The 15,942-nt window shown below is 66.8% G+C and carries 16 protein-coding genes; 10 read left to right on the forward strand and 6 right to left on the reverse strand.

What is annotated here, in order from left to right; all coding sequences use genetic code 11:
• Positions 1-5: 5 nt before the first annotated feature.
• From ASF51_RS15695 to ASF51_RS15725, 7 genes are all read left to right on the forward strand, one after another.
• Complete coding sequence (locus ASF51_RS15695) at positions 6-2,291, forward strand: family 78 glycoside hydrolase catalytic domain (protein ID WP_055931890.1); 2,286 nt, start codon at positions 6-8, stop codon at positions 2,289-2,291.
• Positions 2,292-2,462: 171 nt separating this feature from the next.
• Complete coding sequence (locus ASF51_RS15700; RefSeq protein ID WP_055931893.1) at positions 2,463-3,401, forward strand: alpha/beta hydrolase; 939 nt, start codon at positions 2,463-2,465, stop codon at positions 3,399-3,401.
• Between the two features lie 43 nt (positions 3,402-3,444).
• The gene (locus ASF51_RS15705) at positions 3,445-4,257 is read left to right on the forward strand and encodes an SDR family NAD(P)-dependent oxidoreductase (RefSeq protein WP_055931896.1); all 813 of its coding nucleotides are present in this window, start codon (positions 3,445-3,447) and stop codon (positions 4,255-4,257) included.
• A 31-nt stretch (positions 4,258-4,288) separates the two neighbouring features.
• Positions 4,289-5,278, forward strand: coding sequence for a helix-turn-helix domain-containing protein (locus ASF51_RS15710; protein ID WP_055931899.1), 990 nt, complete (start codon positions 4,289-4,291; stop codon positions 5,276-5,278).
• Between the two features lie 63 nt (positions 5,279-5,341).
• Complete coding sequence (locus ASF51_RS15715) at positions 5,342-5,704, forward strand: VOC family protein (RefSeq protein WP_055931902.1); 363 nt, start codon at positions 5,342-5,344, stop codon at positions 5,702-5,704.
• 62 nt (positions 5,705-5,766) lie between these two features.
• Positions 5,767-6,399, forward strand: coding sequence for a TetR family transcriptional regulator (locus ASF51_RS15720; protein WP_162236969.1), 633 nt, complete (start codon positions 5,767-5,769; stop codon positions 6,397-6,399).
• Positions 6,400-6,425: 26 nt separating this feature from the next.
• Positions 6,426-8,060: an MDR family MFS transporter gene (locus ASF51_RS15725; protein WP_055932311.1), complete on the forward strand. Its 1,635-nt coding sequence runs from the start codon at positions 6,426-6,428 to the stop codon at positions 8,058-8,060.
• On the opposite strand, the gene ASF51_RS15730 is transcribed toward ASF51_RS15725, so the two are convergent.
• Positions 8,037-9,077 (reverse strand): FUSC family protein, encoded by a 1,041-nt coding sequence (locus ASF51_RS15730; RefSeq protein ID WP_055931909.1) that lies wholly within the window; start codon positions 9,075-9,077, stop codon positions 8,037-8,039. The genes ASF51_RS15725 and ASF51_RS15730 overlap by 24 nt on opposite strands.
• 39 nt (positions 9,078-9,116) lie before the next feature.
• Between ASF51_RS15730 and ASF51_RS15735 the strand changes: the two genes are divergently transcribed.
• On the forward strand, positions 9,117-9,632 hold the full coding sequence (locus tag ASF51_RS15735; RefSeq protein ID WP_055931912.1) for a MarR family winged helix-turn-helix transcriptional regulator: 516 nt from the start codon (positions 9,117-9,119) through the stop codon (positions 9,630-9,632).
• Positions 9,633-9,678: 46 nt separating this feature from the next.
• The gene (locus tag ASF51_RS15740; protein ID WP_235497285.1) at positions 9,679-10,503 is read left to right on the forward strand and encodes a UbiA family prenyltransferase; all 825 of its coding nucleotides are present in this window, start codon (positions 9,679-9,681) and stop codon (positions 10,501-10,503) included.
• Here ASF51_RS15740 and ASF51_RS15745 read toward each other — a convergent pair whose 3' ends face one another.
• Positions 10,504-11,691, reverse strand: coding sequence for a hypothetical protein (locus ASF51_RS15745; RefSeq protein WP_055931915.1), 1,188 nt, complete (start codon positions 11,689-11,691; stop codon positions 10,504-10,506).
• Positions 11,692-11,737: 46 nt separating this feature from the next.
• Entirely contained in the window at positions 11,738-12,367 is a 630-nt protein-coding gene (locus ASF51_RS15750; protein ID WP_055931918.1) for a DsbA family protein, read from the reverse strand.
• A 154-nt stretch (positions 12,368-12,521) separates the two neighbouring features.
• Between ASF51_RS15750 and ASF51_RS15755 the strand changes: the two genes are divergently transcribed.
• Positions 12,522-13,076, forward strand: a complete 555-nt coding sequence (locus ASF51_RS15755; RefSeq protein ID WP_055931921.1) for a YceI family protein — start codon at positions 12,522-12,524, stop codon at positions 13,074-13,076.
• 69 nt (positions 13,077-13,145) lie between these two features.
• On the opposite strand, the gene ASF51_RS15760 is transcribed toward ASF51_RS15755, so the two are convergent.
• From ASF51_RS15760 to ASF51_RS15770, 3 genes are all read right to left on the reverse strand, one after another.
• Positions 13,146-13,784, reverse strand: a complete 639-nt coding sequence (locus tag ASF51_RS15760) for a TMEM175 family protein (RefSeq protein WP_055931924.1) — start codon at positions 13,782-13,784, stop codon at positions 13,146-13,148.
• A gap of 9 nt (positions 13,785-13,793) precedes the next feature.
• Complete coding sequence (locus tag ASF51_RS15765) at positions 13,794-14,747, reverse strand: alpha/beta fold hydrolase (protein WP_055931926.1); 954 nt, start codon at positions 14,745-14,747, stop codon at positions 13,794-13,796.
• Between the two features lie 94 nt (positions 14,748-14,841).
• Positions 14,842-15,939, reverse strand: a complete 1,098-nt coding sequence (locus ASF51_RS15770; RefSeq protein ID WP_055931928.1) for a winged helix DNA-binding domain-containing protein — start codon at positions 15,937-15,939, stop codon at positions 14,842-14,844.
• Positions 15,940-15,942 lie beyond the last annotated feature (3 nt).

Raw genomic sequence — 15,942 nt, forward strand, 5'->3', positions numbered from 1 at the left:
CCGCCGTGTTCACTTCAGCTCTCCTTATTACCGCCGACATCGCCCAGGGGGGTGCGCCGGTTCTTTCAGGACATGTTCTTCTCGATAGCGGACACGGAGCCGTCGAGAGGGCGGTCCTGCGGTACTCCGCCCTCGGCGTCGTCGAAGCGAGGATGAACGGCGTCCCCGTCTCGGATGCGCTCCTCACGCCAGGCTGGTCGAGCTACGAATGGCGGATCAGGGTCGCCGAGACCGACGTGACCCCTCTTATGGAACCTCGCACCGAGCTCGAACTCGAGATCGGCAATGGCTGGTATCGGGGCGGCCTCACCTGGGCGGCGACGACCAACGTGTACGGAAACGAGCTCGCCGGGATCGCCGAACTCGAGATCAGCTATGAAGACGGTCACCTACAGCGCTGGGGTACCGACCAGACCTGGACTGCCCGACCATCCGACACGGTCTCCGATGACCTGTACAACGGACAGACGATCGACGCTCGTCGCAGAGATATCGAGTGGGAGCGTCAACCCGTGCGAATCGTCGAGGACTCCGCGAAGATGTTCGAGCCCTACATCGGGCCCCCGGTGACACCCCGGGAGGAACTGGGGATCATCGACGCCTGGACCACGCCCTCCGGCAGGATCATCGCCGACTTCGGTCGCAACATCGTGGGATGGGTTCGATGCCGGGCAGCCGGTGTCCGCGGGCAGACCGTGACACTCCGACACGCGGAGGTCGTCGAGCGCGGCGAACTGAGCACGCGGCCGCTCCGCTCGGCTGAGGCGACCGATCGCTTCATCCTGTCGGGAGGGGAGGACGTCTTCGAACCCTCGTTCACCTTCCACGGGTTCCGTTATGTCGAAGTGGAGGGATGGCCCGGGGGGATCGATGAGCTGATCGGCGGGGGACTGACGGCGCTCAGCATCAGTTCCGATCTGCGTCGAACAGGCACCTTCTCCTCGTCCGAACCTCTGCTGAATCAACTGCACGACAACGTCGTGGCGAGCACGGTGGGAAACTTCGTCGATCTCCCGACCGACTGCCCCCAGCGGGACGAGAGGCTGGGCTGGACGGGAGACATCGCCGTGTTCGCGCCGACGAGCACGTTCCTCTTCGACTCCTCCGACTTTCTGCGCGACTGGCTGCGAGACGTGACGCTCGAACAGGAGCATCAGGGGGGAGTGGTTCCCTATGTCGTACCGGACGTACTCAAGTACGTTGGTGCCCCCGCGGACATCACGCCGGTGGATTCCACGGCGGTCTGGAGTGATGCGATCGTCTGGGTTCCGTGGGCCGTGTGGATGTCCTCCGGCGATGACGCCGTCCTGCGTGAGAACTTCCCTGCGATGCTGTCCCACCTGCGTCACGTCGAGGGGCTCCTCTCTCCCTCGGGTCTGTGGGATCAAGGATTCCAGTTCGGAGACTGGCTCGATCCGGATTCGCCCCCCGAGGATCCCGCAGCGGCCAAAGCCGACAAGACCCTCGTGGCGATGGCTTCTCTGCACAGGTCCGCGGCGCTCACTGCCGAGACCGCCCGCGTGCTGGGCTTCTCGAGCGAGCAGGCCGAGATGGAACGTCTGCGGGAGGACACGCGAAAGACGTTCCGTGCAGCGTTCGTCGATGACGATGCGGAGCGGCTACGGAACCACTGCGAGACGGCGTACGCCCTCGCCATCGCGTTCGATCTCCTCGACCTCGACGAGATCGGCTGGGCAGGATCGCGGCTCGCCGAGCTCGTCGAGGCGAACGGATATCGCATTTCGACCGGCTTCGCAGGTACGCCTTACATACTGACCGCGCTGAGCCGGAGCGGACAACTCGCGACGGCCGGTCGACTCCTTCTTCAGACCGAGTGCCCGTCGTGGTTGTACCCCGTGACGATGGGCGCGACGACCGTGTGGGAGCGATGGGACTCGATGCTTCCGGACGGGAGTATCAACCCGGGTGAGATGACCTCGTTCAACCACTATGCGCTGGGGGCTGTCGCCGACTGGATGCATCGAGACCTCGTTGGTCTGGCGCCCGCGGAGCCCGGATATCGTCGTGTCATCGTCGCGCCGAAGCCGATTGCCGGGGTGGAGTGGGCGAAGGCAGAGTACGACAGCCCTCACGGGCGCATAGCCGTCGGCTGGAATCGAGATGGCGACAGCATCGTCGTCGACATCACTCTTCCTCCCGGGGTGACCGCCGATGTCTCGGTGGGCGATCTCGACGTTCGAGTGGCTGCCGGCGTACATCACCTGAGCGCGAACCTCAACGGCCACGCTGCGACCTCACGAGAGGGGAGTCGTATCGCGACGCCCGGTTGAAGGGAACCTGACCCGAGTCTGATATAGGTGAGACCTCGTTTCGCCCTCCGCGTCACGAGGCGTGTCTGGAATGCGCCACATCGATGGTCACACACGCCAGATGGCGGATGACCCGTCTCTCACTCAGACACATACTTGGTCTCGACCGTTTCAAAGAAGAAAGAGGTTGCGATGAATCAGTCTTCCGTTCCTATCCCTGTGGGTGTCAGTGATCAGGCGCGCGCCGCGCTGTCGGTACCTGCCTTTCAGCTCGACTATCCCGCCATCGACGATGCCGAATCATGGAAGGCGTTGATCGAGGCGACCAACAAGGTCATCCAAGAGCAGTATCTTGCCTCTGCGGGTTCGCTCCCCGTGACGATCAGCCATAAGGAAGTTGCGGGAGTTCCGATATTCGAGGCGCGTGCCGAGGGCCTCGCAGACAGCGCAGACGTCCCGATCTGCATCGATTTCCACGGCGGAGCGCTTATCTACTGCGGCGGCTCGATCGCTGCGGAGATGATCTCGGGAACAGCTCTCATCAACGGGATGATCACGTGGGGGCCCGACTATCGCATGCCCCCTGAACATCCGTACCCCGCCGCCCTGGATGATGCCATCGCGGTCTACCGTGCTGCACTGGACGTTCGAGACCCCGCAGACATTTTCGTCCAGGGGTCCTCCGCTGGCGGCAATCTCGCGGCAGCCCTGCTCGTCCGGGCGTACGAGGAGGGGCTGCCCATGCCGGCCGGGCTCGTGTTGATATCTCCAGAGATCGACCTCACGGAGTCCGGCGACACGTTTCAAACGCTGAAGGGCGTCGACAAGATGGCCAGCCTCATGCCGGTCAACGAACTCTACGCCGCTGGGCGCGACCTGGCTGACCCGTTGCTGTCGCCTCTTTTCGCGGACGTGACCCATTTCCCACCCACCCTGCTCACCGCAGGCGGACGAGACCTTTTTCTTTCGAACGCGGCGCGGATGCACCGCAAACTCCGTGCGGCGGGAATCGAAGCCGAATTGCATGTCTTCGAAGCCATGACACACGGGGGCTTCGGCGGGGCGAGCCCAGAGGACCTTTCGCTGAACGATGAGGTACGCCGCTTCTACGATCGCCACCGTCGGCTCTAGTCGTCGACCAGAATCACATTCGCTACATCATTAAGGAGATTCAATGTCATCAGAACTAGTCGAGAAGGTCGCTGTCGTCACAGGCGCAGGAAGCGGAATCGGGGCCGAGTCCGCCCGCCGGTTCGCGCGTGCCGGCGCAGCCGTCGTGGTCGCCGATCTCAACCTCGAGGCCGCACAAAGCACGGTAGCGGACATCCACCAAGCTGGAGGCACCGCAGCGGCGGTCGCCTTCGACCTGGGGGACGAGCAATCAATCAAGGAGCTGATGGCATCCACCGCTGCGCAGTTCGGCGGGATCGATGTCGTGTTCAACAATGCGGCTGCGGTTCACCTCGCGGGGGCCAAGGACACACCGATCGAGCATGCAGGCGCGGAGCTGTGGGATGAAACGATGAGAATCAATCTCCGGGGCACCATGCTGTGCACGCAGTTCGCCGCGCAGTACATGTTGCAGAGAGGTGGGGGCTCCATTGTGAATACAGCGTCCGATGCGGGTGTATCAGGCGATCTCGGCCACCCTGCCTACGGCGCGAGTAAGGCCGGCATCATCAACCTCACCAAGTACGCGGCAGTTGAATATGGCAAGCGCGGAATCCGCTGCAACGCGATTGCACCCGGTCTCATTGTCACCCCCGCGACCGAGGCCACCTGGGCCGCGGGACCAATGCGAGACATTATGCTCCGCCAGCACCTCACCCCGTACCTGGGTTCGCCCAAGGACATAGCGGAGGCCGCGCTGTTCCTTGCCTCCGAAAGAAGTCGTTTCATCAGCGGCCAGTTGCTTCACGTCGACGGCGGTCTGTTGGCCCATCATCCCTACGTGGCGGACTTGGTAGCGTTGTCTGACCAAGGCTGAGACCTGGGAGAGATGAAGGGCAAGGGAGCCTGTGATCGAGCTGATCAACCGAACGAATGACCCGGAGGCCGCCAAGGCCCTATCGATCATCGCGCAGTTCGATGCGGTCTTGGCGCGCCGGGGCGGCATCTCCGATGTCATGATCACGATCGCGGACGTAGCCGGACACCCGGTGACCTTGTTGGACGAGGTGCGGGGGATGGCCCTCCGTTGCGACCAGAACGAGGTGACGACAGGAGACCTTGCTCTTCGCCCCAGCGGGGGGATCTCCGTTGATGCTGGCCGCGGCACCTGGCTGATTCTGGAAACTCAGATCGAGACGGACGCTGATCGACTGATCCTCGAGAGAGCCGTCTATGCGATCCGCACCACGATGGATCGCGAGCGCACCGCCAACCGTGCAGGCGTACAGTCCGCTGCGGAGGTCGCATCCATTCTCACGGACCAATCCATCCCCGATGAGATCAGGCATCAGGTCGCCCGAAGATCGGGCCTGCGCGTCGGCGCGGCAATGTGTGCCGTCGTGATTGACGGAGACGACGTGATGGTCTCCAGCGATGAGAAACTGGCGACCCTTCTCGAGAGGGTGCACGGATCACGCGTGGGCGTGGGCCGGCCCGGATCGATATCGGACCTTCCTTTATCTCTGGAGGGGGCGCGAGTCGCATACCGATTCACGGCGCTGAACGACGGTGACCATGGCCGCCTAGTCGTTCGGGTCGGATCTCTTGGCGCCCTGGAGACGTTCGCTCGGCTCGTCGCCCGAGACTGTCCCCCCATCGATGACGTTGACGCCCTTGAGCGCACGCGAACCGTCGCACCCTGGGCAGATGAGTCCCTCAACGCGTTGGCTGATGCGTTGACTCTTCGGGAAGCGGCCGAACACGTCGGAGTGCATCACTCGACGTTCTCTAACCGGGTCGAGACGTTGCGACAGGAACTCGGGTGGGATCCGCGCACAGCTGACGGTCGGTTCCGGCTCCAACTGACATTGGCGATGCGACGGTTGATGCACCGCTGAAGATCTGCATCGCCCCGTAGGCGTGCAGGTACCGCACACCACGCGGAATGACAGGATGCAGGTATGGAGATTCGCAGGGCCATGACCGTGATCAAGACCGACCGGCCGGCCGACGCGCGTCGTTTCTATGAAGGGTTCCTCGGCTTCCGTGTCGCGATGGACGAAGACGGAATGCTGATGCTCGCCTCGACGAGCACGCCGACGACGCAGGTGATCGTGGCGTGGGCAAGTGAGACGGCGGTCGACCCGGAGCTGCTCTCCGTCGACGTCTCGATCGAGGTGGCCGATGTCGACGCGGCGTACGCACTCGCCCGGGACAACGATCTCGAGATCGTCCGCGAACTCCGTGACGAGCCATGGGGCATTCGCCGCTTCTTTGTTCGGGATCCGACCGGCCAGACTATCAACATCGCGAGCCACGTGTAGCTCTGCCTCGGCAGTCGCCACACGAATTGCACCAATGAGCCAAGAGTGCAACAATGCACTCTATGAATGAAAGTGCAACGATCGATCGGCGTCAGCGGCGCATGGTCGAGACGGCATCCCGCCTCACGTCGATCTCGCGTCGGCTCACGGCCGAGCACGGGCTCGGCGGCTTCACCATCGAAGAACTCTGCGACCTGGTCGGCGTCTCGCGTCGCACCTTCTTCAACTACTTCCCCACAAAAGAAGACGCCGTCATCGGCGCCGATCCCGAGGCCGAGTCGCTCGTCTTCGCCGAGCAGTTCCGGGCCCGCGGGTCGCGCGGCTGGCCCGTGGTGATCGACGACCTGCTCGAGCTGGCCATCCAGCACTTCGGTGCCATGGAGGGCACGGCCGAGGAGCACGCCCACTTCTTCGCCGCCCTCGACCGCGAACCGCGACTGCTCAAGCGCTTCATCGGCATGAACATCGAACGCGAGAAGCAGGTGATCGCCCTCGTCGCCGAACGCGAGGGCGTCACGACCGACGACCTGCGGGCGCAGGCCGTCGTGCACATCCTGTTCAGTCTTCTGCGCAGCGTCGGCGACCGCCTGCACGACCTTGCCGGCCCGCCCGATCTCGCCTCCCTCCTCACCGAATCCCTCGCCGCCGCACGCACCGTGATGGCCGCTCCCACTCCTCGAAAGGCCCACCCGTGACCACTGCTTCCACCGCCGAGAGGCCCATGCTCCTCACGAAGAGGCGCATCTGGATCATCTTCGGCGCACTCATCGCCGGCATGCTGCTCTCGAGCCTCGACCAGACGATCGTCTCCACCGCCATGCCCACGATCGTCGGGCAGCTCGGCGGCGTCGAGCACCAGGTCTGGCTGACCACGGCCTACCTGCTCGCCACCACCATCGTGATGCCCGTCTACGGAAAATTCGGAGACGTGCTCGGCCGCCGCAATCTGTTCCTCATCGCCATCGCGCTGTTCACGATCGCCTCGGTCGGCTGCGCGTTCGCGGGCGACTTCACCCAGCTCATCGTCTTCCGCGCCATGCAGGGCCTGGGCGGTGGCGGACTCATGATCCTGTCGCAGGCGATCATCGCCGACATCGTTCCGGCTTCCGAGCGCGGCAAGTACCTCGGCCCGCTGGGCGCGATCTTCGGCCTCTCCGCCGTCGGCGGCCCCCTGCTCGGCGGCTTCTTCGTCGACCACCTCACCTGGCAGTGGGCGTTCTACATCAACATCCCCGTGGGCATCGCGGCGTTCGCCATCGCCTGGTTCGCCCTGCGGCTGCCGAGTAAGAAGGCCACACAGCCGATCGACATCCTCGGCGTGATCCTGCTCTCCGCCTTCACGACCTGCCTCATCTTCTTCACCGACTTCGGCGGCGACAAGACCGACCACGGATGGACAGCCCCCGAGACCTGGATGTTCGGAGGCGGCATGCTGATCGCCGCCATCCTCTTCGTCATCGTCGAGGCGCGCGCGAAAGACCCGGTCATCCCGCTGGCGCTCTTCAAGAACCGCACCTTCGTCAACGCGACCCTGATCGGGCTCACACTCGGCCTCGGCATGTTCTCGGCCATCGGATTCATCCCCACGTTCCTGCAGATGTCCTCGGGAACCTCCGCCGCGGCATCCGGGCTGCTGATGCTGCCCATGATGGCGGGCCTGATCGGCACGTCGATCGTCTCGGGAATCGCGATCACCCGCACGGGTCGATACAAGCTCTTCCCGATCGTGGGAACGCTGCTGACGGCCGCCGCGATGGTCGCCATGACGACGCTGACCGCCGATACACCCATCTGGCTGATCTGCGTGTTCCTGTTCGTCTTCGGCGCGGGCCTGGGCCTCATCATGCAGGTCGTCGTTCTTGTGGCGCAGAACTCGGTGAACCCGTCGATGGTCGGAACCGCGACGAGCACGAACAACTACTTCCGCGAGGTCGGCGCCTCGCTGGGTGTGGCCGTGTTCGGCACGATCTTCACCACCCGCCTCTCCGAGAACCTCACGACGGTGTTCACGAACGCCGGCGCAAGTGCATCGGATGCCGCGGCCTCGACATCGACGCTCGACCCGCAGACGCTCTCCCAGCTGCCCGACAGCGTGCGCGACGGCATCGTCACGGCCTACGCCGACGCGCTGGCGCCCGTGTTCTGGTACCTGCTGCCGTTCATCGGCCTGGCCTTCCTGCTGTCGCTGTTCCTCAAGCAGATCCCGCTGTCCGACGTCGCCGGCCTCGTGGCCCGCGGAGAGGCCGTCGGGGGAGAGGAAGCCGAACGCCTCGAGGCCGAGGAGCGCTCTGCCGCAGCATCCGCCTCGGACAGCACGGATGTGCCCGAGAGGTCACACGCCGACGACCGCAGCTGACCGCGGCCGCCAGACCAGCGTGAGCACAATGCCGACGGCGGCGCCGAAGACCGTCTCCACGAGGCGATCGGCGATGAGTGCGCCGCCGTCGGCCGCGTGGGCGAGTTCGACCATGCACAGGGCGAGGGGTGTGACGAACACCATCGTCAGGCCGTAGTTGCGGCCGACGAACAGTTCGGCCGCCACCTGCAGTGCGACCACGACGGCGATCGTGCCGAGCGCGGGCAGGTCGAGTGCGAAGAGGACGGCTGCGAGGCCGATGCCGACGATCGTGCCCAGGATGCGGTGGCCGGCGCGCACGAGCCGCGCCGTCGCATCCGGCCCCGACAGGGCGGCGACCACCGCGACCATCGCCCAGTACGGATGCCCGATGCCGGCCAGGGTGGGCACGGCTCCGGCGACCAGGACTCCCGTGACCAGGCGCGCGACGGTGGATGCCTCGCCCGGCCTGGCGAGGGCGTCTCGGAACGACACGGCGAAGGTCGAACGAGGGCGGTGCCTGGCAGACGGCCGGATCGCTCCGACGGCGCCGACGGCCAGCGACAGTGCTGCGCTGGCGGATGCGACGGCCAGGGCGAGACCGATCGTGGCGGGCGAGCTCGGCACCGACGCGCACGCCGCGACGGCGAAGGCCACGAACAGGGCGCCGGGCGGGTGGAGCGCGACGGCGTTCGACAGCAGGGTGGCGAGCCCGGCGGCGGCCGCGACGACCGGCACGACGATCCATTCGCGCGCGTCGGAGATGCCGACGGCTGTTCCGAGCACGACGGCCGAGACCATCATGGCGGCCGCCACGGACTGCATGCGGAACCGGGCCAGATGGCTGTGGCTGCGCCCGTAGAGCGAGGTGAACGCGCCGAAGGTGGCGTACAGCGACAACTCGAGGTGGCCGGTGAACCAGAGCGCGAGCAGGGGGACGGCCATCGAGATGCCGGCGCGGAGGGCCACGGTGTGCGCCCCGTTGTGCGGGCCGAAGGCGACGAGATGGCGGGCGCGAGGAAGGGTGGCGGAACTCATTGGATATAGTTTACTAGTAAATTACTTCTGGGAGGGTCGATGATCGAACGCACGCCCGACGCACGCCGACCGGCGGACGCGGTCGACGACATCCAAGCCGAATGGCATCGGCTGAGGCCAGACCTTGATCTCGACGCCATCGGAATCGTGGGGCGCGTGCTACGCAGCGCCGCCCGCATCGTGCACCACAGCGACGACGTGCTCGCCGCCCACGACCTCACCCGCGGAGAGTTCGACATCCTCGCCGCACTTCGGCGCTCCGGAGCGCCGATGTCGCCGGGCGAACTGCGCACCATCTCCCTCGCGACCGCCCCGTCGACGACGAAGAGGCTCAAGGGGCTCGAGCGTCGCGGCCTGGTTCAGCGGTCGTCGAACCCGGCAGACGGCAGGGGAGCGTTGATCGCCCTGACCGACTCCGGTCGGGCCCTCGCCGACGAGGTGTTCCCGCTTCAGCTCTCCGCCGAGGAGGCTCTTCTGGCCGGACTCACGACCGTTGAGCGCACCGCCCTCGAGCGCTCCCTGGCGCTGCTTCTGGCCAGTATCGAGCGCGAGTGAAGCTCGGGCCCGCTCCGTACCTATAATTCGACGTATGCTCCGGGGGATGATTCGCGCGTCCCACCCGGGGCCCGCCGCCGCCGTCACGCTCGTCACCGTGGTCCTGGCCATCGGAACGGGCGTCGAGCCGATGCGGGTGGTTCTGGTCGGTGCTGCCATGCTGGCGGGCCAGCTGTCGATCGGGTGGAGCAACGACTGGATCGACGCCGACCGCGATACGGCCGTCGCCCGCTCGGACAAGCCCATCGCATCCGGTCTGGTCACCCGCTCTGCGGTTCGAGCCGCGGCCATCGCGGCCGCCGCGATCGCGATCCCGCTCTCCCTGCTGCTCGGCCCCCTCGCGGCGGTCGTGAACATCGTGGGCATCGCATCCGGCTGGAGCTACAACGCGTGGCTCAAGCGCACGCTCGCCTCGGGAGTGCCCTATCTCGTGACCTTCGGAACGCTTCCGCTGTTCGTGACGCTGTCGCTCTCGGAGCCCCGACCCTCGACCTGGTGGGCGATCGCCGTGGGAGCGCTTCTGGGCTTCGGCGCGCACTTCGCCAATGTGCTGCCCGATCTCGCCGACGACGCCCGCACGGGAGTTCGGGGACTGCCGCACGCCCTCGGGCGCGGGGCGTCGAGCGTGATCGCCTTCGCCTCGCTGGCACTCGCCTCGATCGTGGCGTGCCTCGGCATCGCGGCCGCCTCGCCCGCGCTCGTCGTAGTGGCGGTGATCGGGCTCGTCGCCGGGGTGGCCCTCGCGGTCGCAGGCATCGTGCTGGCCCTGACCAGACCGCCGACGCGACTGCTGTTCCAGCTCATCATCGCCAGCGCCGTCGTCGACGTGATCCTGCTGGCTGTGGCGGGACCGGCTATCGTCGCGCGGTGATCAATACCAGTGCGGCGAGCGGGCGTTCCAGCTCGACAGGGCGTTGCACGGAGTGCCGTATCTGTCGCTGATGTAGATGAGACCCCAGGTGATCTGGGTGGCTGCGTTGGTTCGCCAGTCCGTGCCGACGCTGTCCATCTTGTTGGCCGGCAGCGACTGCGGAATTCCGTAAGCGCCGCTGTCTGTGTTGTAGGCGTTCACGCGCCAGCCCGATTCCCCGTTCCACAGCCTGACGAGGCATCCGAACTGGTCGCCTCCCCAGCCGTAGTTGCCGAGAACCGATGACGCGTACGCCTGTGCTTCGGCCGGCGATGCCACCGACGACGAGTCCGGCACCCACGAGCTGCCGTCCCCTCCGGAGTCGGAGGCCGCTGCCGCTGCTGCCGCTGCGTCGGCAGCTGCCGCGTCGGCGGCTGCTTTGCGCGCAGCCTCCTCGGCGATCTTGGCCTGGCCCTCGCGGTAGCCCTGTTCGGCAGCTGCGGTCGTGTTCTTGAGAGAGGCGAGTTGCTCGTAAAGGGTGGCGCTGTGCGCCTTCTCTTCGGCGACCTGGGCATCGACCGCAGCCTGGGCGTCTTCGGCGGCGCCGAGCGCCGCTTCGGCCTCGGTCGACAACCGATCGCGCTCGGCGAGGGCGGCATCGGCCTGGGCCCGCAGCGACGAGGCGTTGTTCGCCGCGATCTCGGCCGCGTCGCGCAGACCGACCGTCTGCGAGGTCAGCTGGCTCATGGTTCCGAGCTTGTAGAGGAGCTCGTCGGACTTCTCCCCGTTGAGCAGCAGATTGACCGTGCCGTTGTCGCCGCCCGATTTGTAGAGCTGGGCCGCGATCTGGCCGACCTGCTTCTTCGTGGCCTCGGCCGTGGCCGCCGCCTGGTCGGCGCGGGTCTCGAGGTCGTCGGCGGAGGTCTGCGCCGCGTCTCTGTTGTAGGTCGCGATGTAGTACTCCTCACCGCGCTTCAGGGCCTCATTGCTGAGGGTGGTCGCCGTCTCCTCGAGCTCGTCGAGCAGCCCGGTGATGCGGTCGGCCTCCGCCTGGGCGGTGGCCTCGTTCTGCTTGGCGGCCTGCACGTCGTCCCATGAGGGGTAGTCGGCCGCGCGGAGCGGCCCGGCGGCCGCACCCGTGAACGGCACCGCGACGAGCGCGGTGACCGTTGCGAGCACGCCGAGGAATCGCAGAACGGGGTGGGCCATGGTTCAAGGGTAGGCGAACCGTCTGGGAATCCCGGGATGAGGGGGACTACGAGAAGATCGGGTCGCGGGTGCGGCTGCGCTTGAGCTCGAAGAAGCCGTCGTAGGAGGCGACCGCGACGACGCCGTCCCAGAGGGCGAGCGCCTCGTCTCCGTGGGGAGCGGGGGAGATGACGGGGCCGAAGAACGCCACGCCGTTCACCGCGATGATCGGGGTTCCGACGTCGTCGCCGACGAGGTCGATGCCGCTGCGGTGCGACGCGCGGAGCTCGGCGTCGAATTCGAACCGGCCATCGGCATCCGGAAGCGCGCGATCGGCGATCGACGCATCGAGACCCGCCTCGGCCAGCGACTCGGCGACCACGGCCTCGACGTCGGTCGCCCGCTCGTCGAGATGGATGCGCGTGCCGAGCGCGTCGTACAGCGGCTTGAGCGTGGACTCGCCGTGCAGCGCCTCGGCAGTCGCCACCACCCTGGCGTAGCGCAGGGCACGCGGGAAGAACGCGCGGTACGACTCGTCGACGTCGTTGTTCTCGTTGAGGATCGCCAGGCTCATGATGTGCCAGTGCACATCGAGGTCGCGGTGGCCCGCGACCTCATCGACCCAGCGGCTCGCCATCCACGCCCAGGGGCAGGAGGGGTCGAACCAGAAATCCACGCGTGTTCTGTCATTGGTCATGGTGCAATCCTCTCAACTGTGTCGCCGCATGACGACATTCATCGCGCATTCAGGATCTCGTTTCCTCGACATGGAATAATCCGGGAGGTACATGCATTTGTATCGAAGTGGGTTCTGCTCCCACTCCCTTCTGTCTCAGACGAAAAGAGAAATCATGACCGACACGATCACCATCCCGGGTTACAAGGCCGGCACCTGGACCATCGACCCCTCGCACTCCGAGGTCTCGTTCAGCGTTCGCCACCTGCTCATCAGCAAGGTCAAGGGCAAGTTCGAGAAGTTCGACGCCACGTTCACCACGGGCGAGAACCCCCTCGACTCGAGCGTCTCCGCCAAGGCCGAGGTCGTCTCGATCAACACGAACGACGAGAACCGCGACGGGCACCTGCGCACCAACGACTTCTTCGACGCTCCCACGCACCCCGAGCTGACCTTCGTGTCCACGGGCATCCGCTACGAGGGTGGCGACTTCCTCGTCGACGGCGACCTCACCATCAAGGGCGTCACCAAGCCCGTCACGTTCGACCTCGAGTTCGGCGGCTTCCAGGACGACCTGTACGGCAACTACAAGGCCGGACTGACCGCGACCACCAAGATCAACCGCAACGACTTCGGTGTCAGCTGGAACGCGCCGCTCGAGACCGGCGGAGTCCTCGTCGGCGACGAGGTCACCATCACGATCGACCTTCAGGCCTCGCTGCAGAAGTAGTCGCACCCCGGCGGGTCATCCGCCTGTCGAAGCCGTCGCCCGGAATCACCGGGCGGCGGCTTCGTCGTTTCACGGGAGAGCGCGCCGTGCCGGCCTGTTGGCGACTCGCTGCAGGATCGCGCTGAGCAGGTAGACGAAGAACGCCCACGGCCCGACGAACGCCGACAGCACGACCACGACGACGCCCAGCCCCACGGCGATGAGGCCGTTGGTGCGGTATCTGCGCCGGGTCTCGTCTGACAGCCCTTCCACGAGTCCGCGCTTCGAGGCGGTCGCGTACTCCCACTGCGCCACTCCCATCGCGACGACGAACAGGAAGTTGAGGGGCAGGGCGAGCCGCCCCGCCAGAAGCTCCGAGTACTCGCTGTTCAGGCTCGTGGTGAAGGGGATCAGCACCACCCCGAGCAGCCGCACCGTGTTGAGCAGGGTCAGCGTGCTGTCGATGCGTTCGAGGTACTCGAACTGCCGCACGTGCACCGACCAGAGAAAGCACAGCAGCAGAAAACTGATCACGAACGAGAGCAGGTTCTGCTGCAGCCCGAGCAGCTGGTGCCACAGCTGATCGTTCGTCGTGGCCCTGTCGAACCCGTCGATCGTGAGGTCGAGCACCAGCAGGGTCGCCGCGATCGCGAAGACGCCGTCGGTGAAGGCCTCGACCCGTCGCGTCGAGACCGGCTGCCGTGCGGCCGAGGGGGGTTCCGTTGCCATGATCCGACTTTAGCGGCGTGCGGCCATCAGGCCGAGGGCTTCGAGCGTCTCGTACGGGCGCTCGACATGGGCGAAGTGGCCGCTGTCGCCGATCTCCGCGAGCGTGGCCTGCGGCATCGCCCCGAGCAGACCCGTGAGGTCGCGGTACGGCACGAACGAGTCCGTGTCGCCCCGCACGGCCCAGACGGCGCAGCGGATGCCCCGCCACCGCCGCGCCGCACGGTAGCCGCGCGTCGCCTCGGCGGCGCGCACGAAGCTGTCGGGCCGCACCTCATCGGCCAGCGCGTCGATCACCGAGCGCGGCACGCGCAGAGGGTGCCGGAACAGGGGACTCACGGCGAGTCTCAGCAGCCCGCCGCGCCGCACGGCCTGCACGAGCCCGATCCCGCGGTCGTCTCCCATCCGAAGCGCCCGGAAAACGGCGAGCAGCATCGTGAAGCCGGGCACTGCCAAGAACGATCGCACCGGGTGCTCCACGCTGGCCAGCACCGAGAACGCCGTGGCCGAGATCAGTCGCACGGCCTCGACCTCGGCCGGTCGGGTCGCTGCCAGGTGCAGCGCGATGAACGCGCCGAGGGAGTGTCCCGTGATGTCGACGCGGTCGTATCCGAGCCGGGTGTGCACGACCTGCCACACGACGTCGGCGAGGGCATCGAGGGTGAGCTGCGACCGGATGCGCGGGCCGGGCGAGGCGCCCCAGCCCGGCAGGTCGATGGCGACGACATCGGTGAGCGGGTGGCCCGCGGCGACCGCGGCCTGGATCAGGGGCGTCCAGGTGGTCCACGATCCTGCCGCGCCGTGCAATAGCAAGGTTGCGGTCGATCCGCTCCTCGTGGGCGAATGGTGCACGCGCACGGGCCCGAGAGGGGTGTCGACCGTGAGCGGTACGAGCTGCAGGGATGCCGCGTCGTAGACCAGGCCGAACGGGGCGTACTGCGGGGAGGCGGTGTCGAGATCGGTCATGTCTCCCCGTATTCGTAGGCGGCACGGGCGATGGATTGCGCCCGCGCAGCCCGGGCGTCGTTCAGGAGCCGATCACGAGCTGATCACTCGTCGATCACGCGTCGACGACTGTGGTCGATCCGGGCACCAGGCCGAGATACCGGGCGTAGCCCGCCGCAGCTCTCTCGACGCGCCCCACGGTCGTTCGCGCCATCGGTTCGAACGCGGTGGCCACCGTGTCGACCGTGCCGCGGCGGATCGTGCGCCGCCACGTGGCCACCACCTGCCCTTTCGCCACGACCATGGGCAGGAAGATGCCGTTCGCCCCCGGCACGACCCGCTCGCTGTGCTCGGGCGGAAGCACCGCATCGCGATCGGCGTACCCCAGGATGTACTCGTCGAAGCCGGGCAGCAGCAGTATCGGGGGAGCGGGCGGGGCATCGGTCTGCTCTGCGCCGAGGTAGTAGACCGTGTCGTCGACGACGAGCTGTCGCAGTCGGTCGCCCGCACCCTCGATTGCTCTCCGGGCCTCCGGCACGAGGATCTTGCTCCACCACAGCAGGTCCCGCACTGTCGCCGGTCCGTGCGAGGTGAAGTACCGCACGGCGAGCTCGGTCAGGGCCTCGTCGGGCGTGAGGCGACGAGGCTCGGGGATCCATTCCTCGGTGAGCACCACCGCCTGGCCCGAATCCTGCATCGGTCCGAAGCAGATGAGCCCGGTGTGGGCCAGGTACCAGAGCAGGTTTCCGCCTCGCTGCTGGTCTGTGGCGACCCCGGATGCGTCGAGCTCGGCGAAGAGGTCGGCCCGCGACAGCCGGGCGCCGCCCCGGAGGACCCCGCGCACGACGTCGGCGGCGCGGGCGAAGACCGACTCGTCGAGGCCGAGGCCCGCGTGCCTCGTGGCCGCACCCCGCACGATCCTGTCGCGGGTGAGCTCGAGCATCCAGCCGAGGTCGACCGCCGGGGTCACGTGGAGCGTTCCCCGAAAGGGCCACGAGCGCACGATCGCGCCCGTGTCGAAGGCCCGGTCGACGTCGGCGAGCGTCGTGGAGGGGCTGCGCACGGCCAGCGCCCACTGCGCGCTCGACAGGTCTTGCGCCTGCAGCGCGAGCATCGCCGTGGCCACGTCGGCGGGTGCGGTGAGCGTGCTGCCCGCGAGCTGCTGCGCGGCAAGCCGGAGGTTCGCGATCAGGGTGCGGTCTGTGCGGCGCATCTG

Source organism: Agreia sp. Leaf283, from assembly GCF_001422485.1.
GTDB lineage: Bacteria > Actinomycetota > Actinomycetes > Actinomycetales > Microbacteriaceae > Agreia.